A 17,922-nucleotide genomic window follows, 5' to 3' on the forward strand; every position below is an offset into this window, starting at 1 on the left:
TTTATTTTCCTTTTGCGAGTCGTATCACCTCATCGGCGATAGTGTTTGCGGAGTTCTTCAGTCCGAGCTTCAGTATATTTTCTCTTAGCGACTGTAGTTTTGTATCGTTGTTCACTATGTCAAGTGCTGTCTTTAGAAGAGTGCCGGCTGCGTCGGCATCCTTGACGTATACGGCGGCATCCTTGTTGACAAGAGCCAGTGCGTTCTTTGTCTGGTGGTCTTCTGCGACATTAGGGCTTGGCACGAGGATTACAGGTTTGCCGATAAGACAGAACTCGCTGATGGAGCTGGCACCCGCACGGCTTATCACCAAGTCGGCAGCTGCGTAGGCAGCTCCCATATCGCTGATGAAGTCTGTCACCTTGAGCATGGGCAGCTCCTTGTGCTGGGCCAGAGCTTCCATTATGGAAGCGTTGTAGTATTTCCCTGTCTGCCATATCACCTGAACGCCACTCTGCTCCACTTCGTCGAGGTGCTGTAGTATGCTCTCGTTGATGGTTCTTGCTCCGAGGCTGCCTCCGACAACCAGAATGGTCTTCTTGTCAGGATCCAGTCCGAATGCCTTGCGGGCCTCGGCAGGTGTGTGACTATATTCCAGCACATTCTGCCTTACAGGATTTCCCGTCATGATGATTTTCTCTTTCGGGAAGAAGCGTTCCATTCCATCGTATGCTACGCAAATCTTGCTGGCTTTCTTTGCCAGCAGCTTATTGGTAACGCCAGCGTATGAGTTCTGCTCTTGTATAAGGCATGGGATACCCATTTCGGCACATTTGTTTAGCGTAGGTCCGCTGGCATATCCTCCCACACCCACAGCTGCCATAGGCTTGAAGTCGGCAATTATCTTCTTGGCCATGCGTTGGCTCTTCCATATCTTGTAGAGTACAGCAATGTTCTTAAGAGGATGTTTCCTGTCGAAGCCGCATATCGGAAGCCCTTTTATTTCGTAGCCTGCCGCTGGCACTCTCTGCATCTCCATGCGGCCAAGGGCGCCGACAAATAGTATCTGCGCTTCAGGACATTTCGCCTTTATGGCGTTTGCGATGGAGATGGCTGGGAAAATGTGACCGCCTGTACCACCTCCGCTGATGATAATTCTTAAATTACTGTCCATGTTATTATGCTGTTATGTTTTTTGCAAAAGTAATCATTTTTTTCATTCCACGCTATTTTTCAGCCATTTATTTAGCAAAAGCCATTGCTGGTTCTGTGTCTTCCGGTTGTGTCAGTAGCTGTTCTTTCTTCTTTGCCGACCTGCTGATGCTTAGAATTACTCCTATGTACACGCAGTTGATGATGGTGGATGTACCGCCGCGGCTCACCAGTGGCAGTGGCTGTCCGGTAACAGGAGCGAGTCCCACGGCCACGCACATGTTGAAAAGTGCCTGTGTCACCAGCAGCAAGGCAAGACCCATGGCGAGGAAAGCTGGGAAATTGTTCTCGCAACGGCTTGCAATTCGTCCTGTGCGGAATAGCAGTATTATATATAGTAGAGCGACGAATAGTGCTCCTTCTATCCCCATCTCCTCAATTATTATTGCATATATGAAGTCGGAGAAAGCCTGCGAGAGGAAGTCGCGTTCTACAGAGTTGCCCGGTCCCTTGCCCACATAGTTGGCTGTTGCGATGGCGATATTGGCATGTGCCACCTGAGCATCCTTGTCAAGGTCTACCTCGTTTGGTGCCAGCTCCTTATGGTTCACGAACTTGTTGATTCTCGCTTTCCACGTGTCCATACGATGCAGTATGCCCCCGCTTCTTTTGCTGCCGTCCTGCTTATTGTCTACCTGCTCTGTAAGATTATTAGGGTTCTGCGTCTCATCCTTACCCGTAAACCACACTACAGAGATGACGAAGATGCCTGCCAACGTGAGCAGTCCCAGCAGTTTTCCGAGCTGTTTCCCTGGTACCCGTCCCACGACCATCATAATCAGCACAACGAGCGACAGCAATGCGGCCGTAGACAAGTTTTCGACCATGATGAGTGGAACTAACATGAGCCACACTACTATGATGTAGCCCATGGCATGCTTGTCGGCGCCCTTGTCGGTCTGCATGGCACTGAGTATCTGTGCCGTGGCAAGTATCACGGTGCCCTTGGCTATCTCCGATGGCTGGAATTGGAAACCCAGCAGCGCAATCCATCTCTGCGCACCATTCGTGGACTGACCTGCCACAAACACCCAAAGAAGGGTGATGAGCGAGATGATAATCATGAACGGAGTGACTATCTTGAAGTACTTGCACTTTATGTTCAGCGTGACCACCATGCACACTATGCCAATAAGCAACAGTGCCATGTGCTTGAGTATAGGCGCCATGTAGTTGCCTCCCTTGTAAGTCAGCTCAGACGATGCCGAGAACACCTCGACTACGCTGATGACACAAAGGAAGAAGAACACCATCCAGATGACCTTATCGCCTTTGAAAATGTTGTTTAGCGTCTTGTTGTTCATTTGTTGCTTCTACAGGTTTTTTACCAGTGTCTTGAATTGTTCGCCGCGGTCTTCCATGTTCTTGAACAGGTCGAAGCTTGCGCAGCAGGGACTGAGCAGTACGGTATCACCGGGCTTAGCCATCTCGTAGCATGCCTCCACACATTCCTTCATCGAGTGAGTGTCGCGTACCGGTATGCCCAAGCCGTCGAAATTGTCGTGCAGCTTGCTGTTGTCGGCACCGAGATATACCAGCCCTGCGCATTTCTGCTTTACGAGCGGTTTTATGGCATCGTAGTCGTTGCCCTTGTCCTTGCCGCCGATAATGAGTATTGTCGGTGTCTTCATGCTTTCCAGTGCATACCAGCAGGCATCGACATTTGTGGCCTTAGAGTCGTTGATGTATTCCACGCCTGCCACCTTGGTGACCTTTTCCAGACGGTGCTCGACACCGGGGAAGTCGCTGAGGCTCTTCCTGATGACCTCTTTCCTGATGCCAGCAATGTCGGTTGCGATACCGGCGGCAAGCGAGTTGTAGATATTGTGCTTGCCCGACAGCGAGAGTTCCTCCTCTTCCATGTTGAAGGGCATCGGCTTCTCAATGGTGTATTTGCCTTCCTCGATATATCCGATAGAGCCTTTCTCCTTCAGCTCTGAGAACGGGCATATCACAGACTTGATATCGTACTTCTCCAGCTCCTTCTTGATGATGGGGTCGTCATTCCAGAATATGAAGCTGTCCTTCTCTGTCTGGTTCTGTATGATTCGCATCTTGGAGTCGACATAGTTCTGCATGCAGTAGTCGTACCTGTCCAGATGGTCGGGGGTGATGTTCAGCAGAATGGCGATGTTTGCGTGGAAGTCGTACATGTTGTCGAGCTGGAACGAGCTAAGCTCTATGATGTAGTACTCGTGTGGGTCTTCGGCCACCTGCAGCGCAAGGCTTCGCCCTATGTTTCCTGCCAGTCCGGCATCGTAGCCAGCCTCCTTGAAGATGTGGTATATCAGCGACGTGGTAGTAGTCTTTCCGTTACTTCCCGTGATGCAAATCATCTTTGAGTTGGTGTATCGTCCTGCGAACTCAATCTCGCTGATGATATGTATACCCTTCTCGGCTATCTTGCGTACCATCGGGGCCTCCTTTGGTATGCCCGGACTCTTTATCACCTCATCGGCGTTGAGTATCTTCTCCTCTGTATGTTGTCCCTCTTCCCACTCTATGCCGTGGTCATCGAGCAGTTTCTTGTATTTCGCATTTATGGTCGCCATGTCCGATACGAACACGTCGAAGCCCTCTTTCTGTGCCAGCACGGCTGCTCCCGCACCGCTTTCGCCAGCTCCTAAAACAACAATCCTTTTCATTTCTCAATAATTTGTTTTGTTACGTGTGGGTGTAATAGCCCTCCCCCATTTCTTATCTTATCTTCAATGTGATAATAGTTAGTGCCGCAAGGATAATGGATATTATCCAGAATCTAATTGTAATCTTGGTTTCGTGTTTCGCCGAGTGTGGCCGTTTAATGAGATACGTACACTCTGGGTCAAGCTGACTGTCGGTGGTTCTGAAGTTGTCGTGTATTGGTGTACGCTTGAATATGCGCTGCTTCACTCCTTTCCTCTTGCCGAGCTTGTAGTACCACACCTGCATCATCACGCTCAGGCTCTCCACGAAGAATATTCCGCAGAGGATGGGTAGCAGCAACTCCTTGTGGATGATAATGGCGCATACGGCTATGATGCCGCCAATGGTCAGCGAGCCTGTGTCGCCCATGAACACCTGGGCAGGATATGCGTTGTACCACAGGAAACCTATCAGCGCACCGACAAACGCACACATGAAGACCACCAGCTCCTGACTGTCGGGTATATACATTATATTAAGGTATGAGGCAAACTCTATATGCGAGCTTACATAAGCGAGGATGCCAAGGGCCACACCAATGATGGCCGAGTTACCGGCGCACATGCCGTCCATGCCATCGTTGAGGTTGGCTCCGTTGCTGACAGCTGTGACAACGATTATTGTCATGATGACGAACAGAATCCATCCTGCCGCAGTCTTATACTTGCCGCAGAAACTCATGATGCGGGAGTAGTCAAGGTTGTGACCCTTTACGAAGGGGATGGTGGTCTTAAGTGATTTCTCGGCCACCGTGCGATGGGTGATGACAGTCTCCTGCCCCTGTTTCTCTATGGCCAGGTTCTCGTTCATCTTGACATCGGGCGAAGACCACAGCACCAGTCCCACGATGAGTCCTATGCCTACTTGCCCAACTATTTTGTACTTGCCTTTCAGTCCTTCCTTGTTGCGGCGGAAAATCTTTATGAAGTCGTCCATTCCGCCAAGAAATCCCAACCATACCGTCGTCACTATCATCAGTATGAGGTAGATGTTGCGCAGACGGCCCAGAAGGAGCACGGGTACAAGTATTGAAACGATAATGATGATGCCGCCCATAGACGGAACCCCTATCTTCTTGGTGCCAAAGGGGTCGATGCTTGCATCGCGTTGTGTCTCGGTAATCTGCTTCTTCCTGAGATAGCTGATGAACTTCTCGCCGAACCATGCCGAGATGACCAGCGACAGAATCAGCGCCAGAAGGGCGCGGAACGATATATAGCCCCAGAGGTGTGAGCCGGAAATGCCGTATTCCTCTAAAAATCTGAAAAGATAATATAACATATTGACTATCTGGTTAAGCCGTTAATGTATTATGATGTTTGTCAGTCTTTGTATCTGCAATTTGGACAGCAGTTATAGTTCAGCAAAAATCTCCCTGATCACCTCTTTGTCGTCGAAGTGGTGTTTGACACCTTTTATCTCCTGATAGTCCTCGTGGCCTTTTCCAGCAACGAGTATTACGTCCCCTTTTCCTGCCATCATACATGCAGCCTTGATGGCCTCCCTGCGGTCGGTGATGGCCAGCACCTTCTTCATCTGTGCCGCATTAAGTCCGGCCAGCATGTCGTTGATGATGTCCTGCGGTTCCTCAAATCTTGGGTTATCGCTGGTAATGATTACCCTGTCGCTCTGCTTTACCGCTTCCTGTGCCATGAGTGGCCGCTTGCCCTTGTCGCGGTTTCCTCCTGCGCCGCATACCGTGATGACAGAGCCCTTTCCGTTGAGCACCTCGTGTATGGCGTTGAGCACGTTTTCCAAGGCATCGGGCGTGTGGGCATAGTCTACGATGGCAGTCACTCCCTTGTCCGAGCGTATAGGCTCCAATCGTCCGCTGACGCTCTTCAGTGTGCTGAGCACCAGGAGTATGTCCTGCTGGCTTTTGCCGAGCATCCTGGCGGCACCATATACGGCGAGCAGGTTGCTGACATTGAATTTACCGATGAACTGGACACCCACCTCCTGTCCGTCGATGTCGAGATACATTCCCTCGAAGTGGCACTCCAGGATATGGGCTTTATAGTCGGCCATCTGGCGTGTGGAGTATGTCTTGACCTGGGCCTTGGTGTTCTGTACCATCACCATGCCGTTCTTGTCGTCGGCGTTCGTTATGGCAAACGCAGTCTTGGGCAGCATGTCGAAGAAGGCCTTCTTGGCATCGCGGTAGTTCTCGAAAGTTTTGTGATAGTCCAGGTGGTCACGTGTTAGGTTTGTGAAGATGCCGCCAGCGAATGTCAGTCCTCCGATGCGCTTCTGTGCGATGGCATGGCTGGAGCATTCCATGAAGGCATATTCGCATCCCGCCTCAACCATCCTTGCCAGCAGCCGGTTCAGCTCTATGGGGTCGGGAGTGGTATGGTCGGCGGGTATAGGCTCGTCTTCGATGTAGTTGCACACCGTGGACAAGAGGCCGCATTTGTGTCCCATCTTCCTGAACATATTATATAATAATGTGGCGATGGTGGTCTTGCCATTGGTGCCCGTAACACCGACGAGGTGCAGTTTCCGCGAAGGGTCTCCGTAGAATACCGTTGCTACCTTTCCTACAGAGTTCTCTGTAGACTCCACCTTTATATATGTTACACCACTCTGTGTCTCCTCTGGTACATCCTCACACAGTACAGCCCTGGCGCCAAGCTCAATGGCCTTGGGTATGAATCTGTGGCCATCTACCTGCGTGCCCTTCATAGCTACGAACAGGTGTCCGTTCTCTATTCTGCGTGAGTCGATGTTCACGCCCGTGATGTCCGCCTCTGCATCGCCTATGATGTCGAGAGGTCTGATGCTTGCCAATAACTCCTTCAGTTTCATAGTTGTATCTGTATTTTTGTTTTGTTTCTAATGGTTGTCAAGGGTCAGCAGACATGTCTCACCCTTTTTTATGAAGTGTCCCGGTTCCAGACTTTGCTTCACTACGGTTCCCCTACCTGTGAGCTGGCATTTCACGCCCTTGCTCTCTATCAGGTAAACGGCATCCCTTGCCCCCATGCCAATGACGTCGGGCATGTATTCCTTGCCCAAGCCTTTCTTGCTTGTCAGGCTTATGCATCCATTGCCGTTTCTCTCGGCCTTTCCCCATATTGGCGTGCCGATATCAACGGGGCCGCTCCAGTTGGCCTGCGTCTTGATGCCCAGCTTCGACAGTACATAGTCGGCAGCCAGGATATTGCCGCTCTTCACAGTCGGAACAAGAATGCTTGCTGAGTCCTTGGCATCCTTGACATCAAGCTTCAGGTCCTGTGCCATGATGCCCTCAGCGATGTTGTGGAACACAACTCCACTCATGCCGCCTCCCGATGCTGGCAGTCCGCTTTTCTGTATGCACACTATGCAGCTGTACCTTGGTGCGTCAGCAGGGAAGAAACCTGCGAACGACAGCAGGTAGTTGGTGGTTCCTGACTTATATCCCGCCGCTCCCTTCGACATCTGTGCGGTTCCTGTCTTGCCAGCAACCTTGAATGATGGCGAGCCGGCCTTCTTGCCAAGTCCCTGGCTCACGACGTGCTCCAGTATTGTCTGCATAATCTTGATGGTCTGTGGCTTGGCAATCTGCTCATGTCCCTTCACCACCTCTGGCGGAAACTCCTTTATCACCACACCGTCCTTGACAACCTGCTTCACAAAGCGCGGACGCATCATTTTGCCTCCATTGGCAATGGCGTTGTAGAACGTCAGGGTGGATATTGGTGGTATCTGTGTCTCGTAGCCGATGCTCATCCATGGCAGGGCTGTCTTGCTCCAGTTTGTCCACTGTCCACGGTTGTTCTTTTTCGGCATCCTTATCTTTGCACTCGACGAGCCTACGAGTGGCAGGTGCAGGTCTGTGGCCAGTCCCGTTCGGTATATACCCTCAACGAATTTCTCTGGCTTGTTATGGTAGTGGTCGTCAATAATCCTGCTCACTCCGATGTTCGAACTTACCTCAAGCGATCTTGGAAGCGATATTGTTCCGTAGCCACCGCGTCGCCAGTTGTGGTCCTTCATCTGTCTGCCGTACATCGGCCATACACCTCCACCTGTCTCCACTCGGCATGTGGTGTCCACAACACCATCGTCGAGTGCTACGAGGATGGATGCTGTCTTGAACACTGAGCCTGGTTCCAGAAGGTCGCTGACAGCATGGTTCTTTATCTCTCTGTATTTGCCGTCTATGCATTTCTCCATGTTTACGATGGCCTTGATGTCGCCTGTAGCTACCTCCATGACTATGGCCACCCCGACATTGCCGTCGATTTCCTTCAGCTCATCAATGACAGAGCGCTCGGCCAGGTCCTGCATGCTTACGTCTATAGTGGTGACTATGTCGGCGCCGTCAATGGGTGGAGTGTCCATGATGTCGAGGAATTTGTTCAGCACTTTCCTTCTGTGTATAAGTCCTTTGGTGCCTCGTAGGATTGAGTCGTAAGCCAGTTCCAGACCGCACCTTGCCGTGTCCTTTGCGCCGAACATGTCGCCAAGCGTGCGTCCGGCCAGTGAGCCGTATGGCCGTTGACGGGCATTGTACTCCTCGGCATGGAAGCCGCTGGCAAGTTTCCCTTTCTTGATTACGGGCAGCTCTTGTATCTCTTTATATGTGTTGTAGTCCACACGTCTGTTCCATATCGGCCAGTGGCGTTTCTTGTTGTCGAAGCCCTTTGTCAGGTGCTCCTTGAATGCTGATGCCGGTTTCTCAGGAAATATGGCGTTCAGCCCCATGCAGATAGAGTCTATCTTTGCGCACCAAAGTGAGTCGTTCTTGGCATCGTGAAGCTGCTTGAAGTCCATGTACACCTTGAACTCCGGCAGTGAGCTTGCCATCAGCTCGCCGTCGCAACTGAGGATGTTTCCCCTGGTGGGTGCGACATTGACGCTGTCCTTCTTCACCCTGTCTGCCACCTGTGTCCAGTAATCCTTCTTCGCCACCATTATGTACAGCGCCTTGAAGATGACGCATGCGGCAATAGCAGTCATTACTATTGCGAAAGCACTGTAGCGTGGCATTATCTTGTTTCCGTCAAATTTGCTCATGTCTTTGTTTTCCTTCTTGGTATGCTGTTACCCGTTGTCTTTGTTTTCTGCTCCCTCCTGCTTCCCGTGACTTGTATAACGCCAATCCTTGTCGATTGTGTATATTTCCCTCATGGTTCTTTGCCGTTGAGGCGGTAGGCTTTCTACTTTATTCCTCAGGGATGGTGATGATATATGGAGGTTGGTTGGGAGTTTTCAGAGTACTGTCGTTGCTGTCCTTCAGCATTTCGAGCACGTTACTTTCCCTGCTTCTCTCGGTCATGAGGCTCGAGCTTGACAGGGCCTTGTATTTGGCGTCCTGCAGTTTCTCTTGCAAGCTGTTGATTTCAATCAGATCCTGTTGGCAGCTATATCTGTTTGAGATGTATATCAATGCGAAGAATGCTATAAGCAGGAACACCCATATCTGCCTTCTGATGGTCGTTGTGGTGAGGATGTCGCCACCAAGGATTTTCTTCAGCGTAATCTTTTTCGACAGTGGAGCGTCGTCCTCCGTGGCGTTTTGTCTGATGACCTCCTTGAGTGTCTGTCCCTGCATGGACTTGGAGTTGTCGTCTGCCTGGATGTTCTCCGCGGTTGTGGTCTCTGTATCTTTGTCTGTCATAAGTGGTATCTCTTTATGTGTTATCGTTTTGCCAGCAACTTGTTTCCTTGTCAACTTGTCAACTTACTCCCTATCTTCTCGGCAATCCTCAACTTTGCGCTCCGGCTTCTCGGGTTCTGCGCCTGTTCGTCCTCGGATGGTGTTATGACCTTGTTGTTTACAAGAGTAAACGGGCATTCTGTCCTGCCGTAGAAGTCCTTTTTGGCTTTTCCTTCCGGATTACCGGTCTTCATCACGTTCTTGACGATTCTGTCCTCAAGCGAGTGATATGTTATTACGCTAAGTCTTCCTCCGGGCTTCAACAGTTCCGTAGCGCTTGCCAGCATCTCCCTGAGCGCGTCCATTTCGTGGTTGACCTCTATTCTGAGTGCCTGGAACAGCTTTGCCAGTTCTTTCTTCTCCCGTTCCCTGTTCATTACTGATGACACGGCATCGAGCAGGTCCTGTGTGGTCGCTATTCTTGACTTTCCCCTTGCCTTAGCTATTGCTGCTGCAATCCGGCGCGAGTTTCTCAGTTCTCCGTACATGTAGAGGATGTCGGCCAGCTTTTCCTCGTCATACTCGTTCAGTATGTCGGCAGCCGTCTTTCCAGCCCGTTTGTTCATCCTCATGTCCAGCGGAGAGTTGAACCTGAATGAGAATCCTCTGTCCTCGTCGTCCAGATGATGGCTGGACACTCCCAAATCGGCTATCAGTCCGTCGATGCCGTCGATGCCGTAATATCTCATCCAGTTGGCCAGATATCTGAAGTTCGACCTCACGAATGTGAATTTCCCTGGTCCGTATTTGTCCAATATATTGCGCTCGGCATCCTCATCCTGGTCGAAGCTGAACAGGTGACATGTGGCATCAGTCCTTGACAGAATTTCTCTGCTGTGCCCGCCACCTCCGAAGGTGACGTCAACGTAGATGCCTTCAGGATGAACGTTTAGCCCGTCAACGCTTTCCTTAAGCAGTACGGGTACGTGATATGTCTCTATAGTATTTGCCATATTTTTGCCGTGTGCTGTGTGAGTTGTCAGTCTTCGTTTGCCATTATGGTGGACAATTTCTCTCCAAACTCCTTTGGGTCCATTAGCGGTGTGCTGCCGCTTGCACTATTCCATATCTCGATAGTGTCATCCATGCCAACAAACCTGACATCCGCCCCAAGAGTAGTCTTGTCAAAAAATCGTTTCGGTATGAGGAACCTTCCGTTGCCATCGAGGGTTATCTGCTCTGCATCGAAGACAAACTGACGCAATATCTGCTGGTGCTCCGGGTTCCATCTGTTAAGCTTTTGCCTGAGTGTGTCGAGATGAAAATCCCATACACTCTTGGGATAAAGCACGAGACAGGGCTGGAAAACATCCTTTCGAAGCACAAGGGTATCCTCGCCAGATACCTGTAGTACCTTGCGGAATGCAGAAGGAAGGAAAATCCTTCCCTTAGCGTCTATCTTGGCTTCAATGTTCCCTAAAAATCTCATGCGTTCCTCTTTTATAATAAACTCGGGGTCAAAGATACATAAAATTCCCCACATTCCACCACTTTCCCCCACATTTTTTTCACGCTATGATGTTTTTCTTGATTTTGCGCGCTTTGCAGCCTTTGCTTGGAACAGTCGCTTCATAGTGCTGTTCTATATCGTGCTTTCAGTCTCTGTTCGGCCTAACTTCTTACAAAAATGTTGCCTGGAGGTAATAAAATAGTGTCAAAACAAACTTTTTTAGTCAAAATACTGCCATATTAGAAAAAGTTATGTTATTTTTGCACGAGCTTATAAAAGAACTGTGTTGTTGGAGAACATGGAAAAAACAATAGATATAGACAAAATACTTCACGACAAGATGGGCGACAAGGCCGGACTCGTACCACGCTTCCTCGTAAAGTGGCTCAAGGGCATCGTCCATGAGGATGAGGTGAACCGCTACCTCTGGGAGAGCCGTGACAAGCAAGGAACCGACTGGCTGGAGGAGTGTGTGCGTTACCTGCGTATGACTCTGGAGATTGAAGGTGCCGAGAATCTTCCGCCAAAAGACGATGGCAGACTGTATACGTTTGTCTCGAACCATCCTCTTGGTGGTGCCGACGGAGTAGCGCTCGGGGCTGTCATTGGCCGTCATTACGATGGTAAGTTCCGATATCTTGTCAACGACCTACTGATGAGCCTTCCAGGTCTGGCTCCTGTATGTATCCCCATCAACAAGACCGGCAAGCAGGGGAGGGATTTCCCGAGAATGGTGGAGGCGGGGTTCACCAGCGACAATCACATGCTCATGTTCCCTGCAGGACTGTGCTCCCGGAAAATCAATGGCGAGATACACGACCTGCCATGGAAGAAAACGTTCATTGCCAAAAGTGTAGAGTACCAGAGGGATGTAGTGCCAATACACTTCGGTGGACGGAACTCCGACAAGTTCTATCGTATAGCAAATATCTGCAAGGCTCTGAACCTTAAGTTCAATGTGGCAATGCTGTTCCTTGTTGACGAGATGTACAAGAATGTCGACAAGACTTTCCGCGTATCGATAGGCAAGCCCATCCCCTGGCAGACCTTCGACAAGTCGAGGACACCGGCAGAGTGGGCACAGTATGTAGAGGACATCGTCTATACGCTATAAAAGAAGTAGAAAGCTAATTTGTAGGCAAACAAGAAACTTAATCCAAAAAAGTAATGGAAGAAGAAATTATCCAGCCGATAAGCAAGGAGCTCCTGAAAAGCGAGCTTACGCCTGACAAGCAGCTCAGAATGACCAACAAGAGCCACAATGAGATATATGTCGTTACGGCTCACGATGCTCCAAATGTGATGCTGGAGATAGGCCGTCTCCGCGAGATAGCATTCCGCACGGCAGGAGGAGGAACTGGCAAGTCTGCCGACATTGACGAGTTCGACACCATGCCAGGCTGCTGCAAACAGCTGATTGTCTGGAATCCGGAGGCCGAGGAGATTATTGGTGGTTACAGGTATCTTTTCGGCAGTGAATGGGAAATAGGCGCCAATGGGCAGCCGAAGCTGGCAACGAGCCACATGTTTCATTTTTCCGAGAAATTCATGCGCGAGTATGCTCCGTATACCGTGGAGCTCGGACGCTCATTCGTGTCGCTTGAGTATCAGAACGTGCGCACAAACACCAAGAGCATCTTTGCTCTCGACAATCTTTGGGACGGTCTGGGAGCTCTGACGGTTATCAACCCCAAGGTGAAGTATTTCTTCGGCAAGGTTACGATGTATCCCTCGTATATCAGGCGAGGCCGCGACATGATACTCTACTTCCTGAAAAAACATTTCGATGACAAGGACAACCTTATCGTGCCACTGAAGCCGCTGCGCATAGAGTCTGACCCTATGGAGCTGGCCACTCTTTTCTGCGAGGATGACTTCCGTGCTGACTACCGCATCCTCAACCGCGAGATACGCCGTCTGGGTTACAATATTCCTCCTTTGGTCAACGCATACATGAACCTCAGCCCTACAATGCGTCTCTTCGGTACTGCCATAAACTACGGTTTCGGCGATGTTGAGGAAACGGGCATCCTAATAGCTGTCGACGAGATATTGGAGGAGAAACGCATCAGGCATATTGACAGCTATATCAAGGAGCATCCCGAGGCCATGAAGATAACGAGTGGAGCCAACAACGTTATTTATCAGGAAAAATAACGGTTCGGCAGAAATTTCCTGGGGCTACAGTGGCCCGTATGGTAAGTCTTTCTTCCCTTTTCTGTTATCAAGAATAGGACTGACGATTTCTATGCCGGTTTTGCCCGTCTCAGACGCAAAGCTTTGCAACTGCCAACGCAAAGCATTGCAACTGCCAATGCAAAGCTTTGCATCCGCCAACGCAAAGCTTTGCATCTGTCCCCGCAAACGTATGCGTGAAAGGTGCCTTTATGTAGGAATCCTTTCCCCATGATTTTCCACTGAGCAAAAATAACTACATAACATGCCTGCTATACCATAAGTTCGTATAGCAGGCATGTAGGTGTTTGATAGAGCCTATATTACACTATAGGCAGCGATATACCATTGATTTTCTGATATATGTCGAGCGCATATATGTCGGTCATTCCGCTGACGAAGTCTATGACGGCCATAATCCTTGTCTCTACGTCGGGGCTGCAGATGTCGTATTGGCTGCTGAATCGCCTGATGAGCTGTTTGGAGTGGAATTGCTCGGGGTTTATGGCTGCGTGCGTGAGGGTTTCCATCAGTGTCTCCATTATCTTGTAACCGCTTAGCTCAATATCGAGGACTGGTTTACTGCAGTATATTTTTCTCATGCTGACATTGACACATTTCTCGTACGCCTTCTTGGTGCGTTCCCCGATATGCGACACCAGGCTGCCGCTGAACGTGCCTTGCAGTATGGCCTCCTCATTATCAACAAAAACCTTTACACATTCCGTCTCCAGAATATTTATCGCACGGGCTCTCATATAGACAATTTGCTCGTTCTCGTCGCTGATGCCCTCATGTTCAATCCTGGCTGTGATTTCATCCTTGGTCCTTTCATCGAAGAAGCCGAGGAGTAGGTCGCGTGTCTCTGCAAAAGACAGGACTTTCAGTTTGTGCGCATCCTCCATGTCCATAATCTCGTAGCAGATGTCGTCGGCAGCCTCCACGAGGTACACCAGCGGATGTCGTGCGTATGCAGCAGGAGCGTCGGGAGCAGAGAGTCGCCGCAAGCCAAGCTGGTCGGCAATCTTCAAGAAGGTGTCCTCCTCAGTAGCGAAAAATCCGAATTTCCCATGCTCTCCTGCCTCCGTGCTGGCAAAGGGGTATTTCACAATGCTTGCCAATGTAGAGTAGGTCATGGCGAAGCCACCCTCCCTACGTCCGATAAAGCGGTGTGTGAGCAGTCTGAAAGCGTTGGCGTTGCCCTCGAAGTGTGTGATGTCAGCCCAGAATCTCTCGCTGACGAGTTCCTTGATACCGTTGCCGGCACCCTCGGAAAAGAATGTCTGTATAGCCTTCTCGCCGCTATGTCCAAATGGAGGGTTGCCAAGGTCGTGCGCCAGACATGCCGCTGCCACAATGGTGCCAATCTCCTGAAACAGCGTATCCTTTAGCTCTGGATGCCTCTGCGTCAGTATCTGACATACGTCGTTGCCAAGCGACATCCCCACCGATGCCACCTCCAGCGAGTGTGTGAGCCTGTTGTGTACGAAGATGCTTCCTGGCAAGGGGAACACCTGTGTCTTGTTCTGCAACCTTCGGAAAGGTGCGGAGAATATCAGCCTGTCGTAGTCTCTCTTGAACTCCGTGCGGTCGTCGTCCCTGAGAGCATGTCTCTGTTCCTGGCCGAGCCTTTTGTTCGAAATTAGTCGTTTCCACTCCATCATGGCGCAAAAGTACTAATAAATATCAAGAAATCATTGTGTTCTCAGTTTTTTTTGCTAATTTTGCGGCAATGTAAAAATCATATATGGTTAAAATAAACATCATAAACAAAAGTCGCCATCAGCTTCCAGCATACGCCACGGAGCTGAGTGCAGGAATGGATTTGCGTGCCAATATCGACGAGCCGATAGTTCTGCACCCTCTTGAGCGCCGTCTTATTCCGACAGGACTGTATATGGCTCTGCCAGCAGGCTACGAGGCACAGGTGCGCCCAAGGAGTGGTTTGGCATACAAGAAAGGCATTACTGTGCTCAACAGTCCGGGAACCATCGATGCCGACTATCGTGGCGAGGTGATGGTGTTGCTGATAAATCTCTCACAAGACGACTTTGTGGTCAGCGACGGTGAGCGTATAGCCCAGATGGTGGTGGCCAGGCACGAGGTAGCCAGTTTCTGCGAGGTAGAGGTCCTGGACGAGACTCAGCGCGGTACTGGCGGTTATGGTCATACAGGAGTGAAATGAAGCAAAGTGTTTTCAAGACAGTTCTTTTAGCAATAGGCTTCCTGCTGCCATTGCCGGCAGTATGTGCGGCTGGGGAAATATCGGGTAGCAACACGGCGCAGGCCGGACGCTACCAGTATTTTTTTCTTGAGTCCATACGCCGGCAGAGCGCCGGAGACATGGCATCGGCATTCGAGCTGTTGCGTCATGCCTTGGAGATATCTCCGGATGCTCCCGAGGCATGCTTTTTCATGGCCATGTACCTGTCAGAGATGCGGCAGGACTCTCTGGCCCTGGTATCGTTGGAGCGTGCCGTAGACCTGTCGCCAAACAATGAGGTCTATCAGGAGAAGCTTGCCCAGTTCTATATCGGCACGGGCAACTACGATAAGGCCATAGATGCCTATACCCGTCTGTGTGACACTCACAAGTACCGCACAGACGCAATGAAGATATTGCTTCAGCTGTTTCAGCAGCGAAAGGACTATCCACGTATGCTTGACGTGGTAAACCGCATAGAACAGGTTGACGGAATGAGTGATGATCTGGCGCTGTCGAAGATGAAAATATATGAGCTTATGGGAGACAGCAAGTCTGCATGCGAGGTGGTACAGCAGCTTGCGGCATCGCATCCCTATGACCTCAACTACGGCATCATGGTCGGCAACTGGTATATGCAGAACAGCCGGGAGGAAGATGCTTTGGAGATATTCTCGAATGCGCTGAAGGAGGAACCCAACAACGTCTACGCTCAGTTGTCAATGTATGACTACTACATGCAGACAGGCCAGGAGGCCAAGGCCGACAGCATCATGGAGCAGATACTCATAAGTCCGACGGCACCTACCGACAACAAGCTGCAGCTTATCAGGCAAGCCATTCAGCAGAACGAGAGGCAGGGAGGAGACAGCTTGACAATGCTGTCACTGTTCGACAGAGTGATAGCAGCGGCACCCGATGAGACAGCCCTTAGGGAAATGAAGATAGCATATATGTCGATGAAGAAATCGCCCAAGGAATATATCGACAGTGCCCTTGTGGCCTTACTTGACATAGCTCCGGACAATGCGGCCGCAAGGTTCCAGCTCATACAGCTTCGGTACCCTGAGCACAACATGGACGACATCATTGCCCTCAGCGAGCCAGGCACACAGTATAACCCCGAGGAGATGGTGTTCTACTATTTTGCCGGAATGGGATACTATATGAAAGGCGACGATGACAAGGCGTATGAGGTATTCCGAAAGGGAGTGGACAACATCAATGACGAAAGCGAGCCTGGAATAGTGAGCGATTTCTATTCCGCCATGGGAGACATCCTCTTCAATATGGGACGGAAGCAGGAGGCGTATGCGGCATATGACAGCTGCCTGCACTGGAAGAGCGACAATATCTCGTGCCTGAACAACTATGCCTATTATCTGAGCCTCGATGGTTCCAGCTTGAAGAAGGCCGAGGAGATGAGCCTCAAGACCATACAGGCCGAGCCGAAGTCGACAACATATCTCGACACCTACGCGTGGATACTGTTCATGCAGGAGCGATACTCCGAGGCAAGAATCTACATAGACCAGGCCATGGCCAACGACTCCACCGAGGACATGCACTCAGACATCTACGAGCATGCAGGTGACATATATGCCATGCTGGGCAATACCGACAAAGCCGTGGAGCTGTGGCAGAAGGCCGCAGACAGGGGAGGCGACAGCAAACTGTTGAGAAGGAAGATTAAACGAAGAAAGTACATACAGAAATAAATGAAGACAAGACAAATAATAGCTGCAGCAGCCTGCTGCCTGACAGTGATGCTCGCAGGCTGCGCTTCACACAAGACCATTGGAGGTGTTTCGGCTAACGAAACGGCTACGGGCAACGCACAAGGTAAGTCCGAGCCGCTGGACTTTGTAAGAAAAGTCTCTGACCAAAAGGTGTACGCCAAGAACATCGTAGGCAAGATGACGCTCAACGTCAAGATGGGGAGCAAGGACGTCTCCGTGCCGGGAGCATTAAGGATGAGGCGCGACGAGGTTATCAGAATACAGGCTTTCATACCTATACTGGGGAGCGAGGTGGGAAGGATTGAGTTTACGCCCGACTATGTGCTTGTGCTCGACAGGATGCACAAGGAATACATCAAGGCCGACTACAACCAGCTCGACTTTCTCCGTGACAACGGTCTGAATTTCTACTCCCTTCAGGCTCTCTTCTGGAACCAGCTGTTCCTGCCGGGCAGCAACAAGGTTGGCGAGGGCGATATGGACAAGTTCAGAGTCTCGGCCACGTCTGAGTTCCAGACGGTGTCGCTGCACATGGGTAACATGGACTATACATGGAGCGCGGATGTGACGGGGCGCATAGCAAAGGCCAAGGTGAACCATTCCAGCACCTCGCACGGCAACTCCACACTCGATTGGGACTACTCGCGCTTTGTCAGCGTAGGCAGCAAGTTCTTCCCTGCCCGCCAGTCGTTCTCGTTCTCGTCAGCCGCAATCAAGGGCAAAGGCGCAACGGGAGTAGTAATAGACATGGATGAAGTGAAGACCGACGAGAAATGGGAGGCACGGACAGAGGTGTCGTCGAGATACAAGAAGGTGGAGGCATCCGATGTCTTTGGCAAATTGTTGAATTTCTGACCTGCAGCCATGCAAG

15 protein-coding genes are annotated in these 17,922 nt (G+C 50.6%); 5 read left to right on the top strand and 10 right to left on the bottom strand.

The genetic code is table 11. The features are described from left to right. Position 1 precedes the first annotated feature (1 nt). The 9 genes from murG to CIL02_RS06490 all read right to left on the bottom strand — a co-directional run bounded on the left by murG (position 2) and on the right by CIL02_RS06490 (position 10,913). On the bottom strand, positions 2-1,114 hold the full coding sequence (gene murG, locus CIL02_RS06450) for an undecaprenyldiphospho-muramoylpentapeptide beta-N-acetylglucosaminyltransferase (protein ID WP_094400093.1): 1,113 nt from the start codon (positions 1,112-1,114) through the stop codon (positions 2-4). Between the two features lie 67 nt (positions 1,115-1,181). After that, positions 1,182-2,456: an FtsW/RodA/SpoVE family cell cycle protein gene (locus CIL02_RS06455; RefSeq protein WP_094400095.1), complete on the bottom strand. Its 1,275-nt coding sequence runs from the start codon at positions 2,454-2,456 to the stop codon at positions 1,182-1,184. 9 nt (positions 2,457-2,465) lie between these two features. After that, positions 2,466-3,797, bottom strand: coding sequence for a UDP-N-acetylmuramoyl-L-alanine--D-glutamate ligase (murD, locus tag CIL02_RS06460; RefSeq protein WP_094400097.1), 1,332 nt, complete (start codon positions 3,795-3,797; stop codon positions 2,466-2,468). Positions 3,798-3,849: 52 nt separating this feature from the next. Beyond that, on the bottom strand, positions 3,850-5,118 hold the full coding sequence (mraY, locus tag CIL02_RS06465; protein ID WP_094400099.1) for a phospho-N-acetylmuramoyl-pentapeptide-transferase: 1,269 nt from the start codon (positions 5,116-5,118) through the stop codon (positions 3,850-3,852). A gap of 72 nt (positions 5,119-5,190) precedes the next feature. Continuing rightward, entirely contained in the window at positions 5,191-6,645 is a 1,455-nt protein-coding gene (locus CIL02_RS06470) for a UDP-N-acetylmuramoyl-L-alanyl-D-glutamate--2,6-diaminopimelate ligase (RefSeq protein ID WP_094400101.1), read from the bottom strand. Between the two features lie 27 nt (positions 6,646-6,672). Continuing rightward, positions 6,673-8,841, bottom strand: a complete 2,169-nt coding sequence (locus CIL02_RS06475) for a penicillin-binding protein (RefSeq protein WP_094400103.1) — start codon at positions 8,839-8,841, stop codon at positions 6,673-6,675. A 148-nt stretch (positions 8,842-8,989) separates the two neighbouring features. Further along, positions 8,990-9,379, bottom strand: coding sequence for an FtsL-like putative cell division protein (locus CIL02_RS06480; RefSeq protein WP_094400153.1), 390 nt, complete (start codon positions 9,377-9,379; stop codon positions 8,990-8,992). Between the two features lie 116 nt (positions 9,380-9,495). Next, positions 9,496-10,437, bottom strand: a complete 942-nt coding sequence (gene rsmH, locus CIL02_RS06485; RefSeq protein WP_094400105.1) for a 16S rRNA (cytosine(1402)-N(4))-methyltransferase RsmH — start codon at positions 10,435-10,437, stop codon at positions 9,496-9,498. Positions 10,438-10,463: 26 nt separating this feature from the next. After that, complete coding sequence (locus CIL02_RS06490; RefSeq protein WP_094400155.1) at positions 10,464-10,913, bottom strand: division/cell wall cluster transcriptional repressor MraZ; 450 nt, start codon at positions 10,911-10,913, stop codon at positions 10,464-10,466. 319 nt (positions 10,914-11,232) lie between these two features. On the opposite strand from CIL02_RS06490, the gene CIL02_RS06495 reads away from it, so the two are divergent. Next, on the top strand, positions 11,233-12,048 hold the full coding sequence (locus tag CIL02_RS06495) for a glycerol acyltransferase (RefSeq protein WP_371589095.1): 816 nt from the start codon (positions 11,233-11,235) through the stop codon (positions 12,046-12,048). Between the two features lie 53 nt (positions 12,049-12,101). After that, positions 12,102-13,091, top strand: a complete 990-nt coding sequence (locus CIL02_RS06500; protein ID WP_094400109.1) for a GNAT family N-acetyltransferase — start codon at positions 12,102-12,104, stop codon at positions 13,089-13,091. 341 nt (positions 13,092-13,432) lie between these two features. Here CIL02_RS06500 and dgt read toward each other — a convergent pair whose 3' ends face one another. Further along, positions 13,433-14,770, bottom strand: coding sequence for a dGTP triphosphohydrolase (dgt, locus tag CIL02_RS06505; RefSeq protein WP_094400157.1), 1,338 nt, complete (start codon positions 14,768-14,770; stop codon positions 13,433-13,435). Positions 14,771-14,856: 86 nt separating this feature from the next. On the opposite strand from dgt, the gene dut reads away from it, so the two are divergent. From dut to CIL02_RS06520, 3 genes are read left to right on the top strand one after another with little or no spacing between them, the layout of a single operon-like run. Next, positions 14,857-15,294, top strand: coding sequence for a dUTP diphosphatase (dut, locus tag CIL02_RS06510; RefSeq protein ID WP_094400111.1), 438 nt, complete (start codon positions 14,857-14,859; stop codon positions 15,292-15,294). Continuing rightward, on the top strand, positions 15,291-17,030 hold the full coding sequence (locus tag CIL02_RS06515) for a tetratricopeptide repeat protein (protein ID WP_141210144.1): 1,740 nt from the start codon (positions 15,291-15,293) through the stop codon (positions 17,028-17,030). The genes dut and CIL02_RS06515 overlap by 4 nt, the downstream gene beginning before the upstream one ends. Next, positions 17,031-17,906 carry a DUF4292 domain-containing protein gene (locus CIL02_RS06520; protein ID WP_094400113.1) on the top strand — a complete coding sequence of 292 codons (876 nt, stop codon included), beginning with the start codon at positions 17,031-17,033 and terminating at the stop codon, positions 17,904-17,906. It abuts the gene before it with no gap. The last annotated feature ends 16 nt before the right edge of the window (positions 17,907-17,922 follow it).

Origin of the sequence: Prevotella sp. P3-122 (assembly GCF_002251365.1) — a bacterium.
GTDB lineage: Bacteria > Bacteroidota > Bacteroidia > Bacteroidales > Bacteroidaceae > Prevotella.

Bases quoted from the DNA above. Each gene is read 5' to 3' on its own strand.
- murG (WP_094400093.1), bottom strand. From the start codon at position 1,114: ATGGACAGTAATTTAAGAATTATCATCAGCGGAGGTGGTACAGGCGGT.
- CIL02_RS06455 (WP_094400095.1), bottom strand. From the start codon at position 2,456: ATGAACAACAAGACGCTAAACAACATTTTCAAAGGCGATAAGGTCATC.
- murD (WP_094400097.1), bottom strand. From the start codon at position 3,797: ATGAAAAGGATTGTTGTTTTAGGAGCTGGCGAAAGCGGTGCGGGAGCA.
- mraY (WP_094400099.1), bottom strand. From the start codon at position 5,118: ATGTTATATTATCTTTTCAGATTTTTAGAGGAATACGGCATTTCCGGC.
- CIL02_RS06470 (WP_094400101.1), bottom strand. From the start codon at position 6,645: ATGAAACTGAAGGAGTTATTGGCAAGCATCAGACCTCTCGACATCATA.
- CIL02_RS06475 (WP_094400103.1), bottom strand. From the start codon at position 8,841: ATGAGCAAATTTGACGGAAACAAGATAATGCCACGCTACAGTGCTTTC.
- CIL02_RS06480 (WP_094400153.1), bottom strand. From the start codon at position 9,379: ATGCAGGGACAGACACTCAAGGAGGTCATCAGACAAAACGCCACGGAG.
- rsmH (WP_094400105.1), bottom strand. From the start codon at position 10,437: ATGGCAAATACTATAGAGACATATCACGTACCCGTACTGCTTAAGGAA.
- CIL02_RS06490 (WP_094400155.1), bottom strand. From the start codon at position 10,913: ATGAGATTTTTAGGGAACATTGAAGCCAAGATAGACGCTAAGGGAAGG.
- CIL02_RS06495 (WP_371589095.1), top strand. From the start codon at position 11,233: ATGGAAAAAACAATAGATATAGACAAAATACTTCACGACAAGATGGGC.
- CIL02_RS06500 (WP_094400109.1), top strand. From the start codon at position 12,102: ATGGAAGAAGAAATTATCCAGCCGATAAGCAAGGAGCTCCTGAAAAGC.
- dgt (WP_094400157.1), bottom strand. From the start codon at position 14,770: ATGGAGTGGAAACGACTAATTTCGAACAAAAGGCTCGGCCAGGAACAG.
- dut (WP_094400111.1), top strand. From the start codon at position 14,857: ATGGTTAAAATAAACATCATAAACAAAAGTCGCCATCAGCTTCCAGCA.
- CIL02_RS06515 (WP_141210144.1), top strand. From the start codon at position 15,291: ATGAAGCAAAGTGTTTTCAAGACAGTTCTTTTAGCAATAGGCTTCCTG.
- CIL02_RS06520 (WP_094400113.1), top strand. From the start codon at position 17,031: ATGAAGACAAGACAAATAATAGCTGCAGCAGCCTGCTGCCTGACAGTG.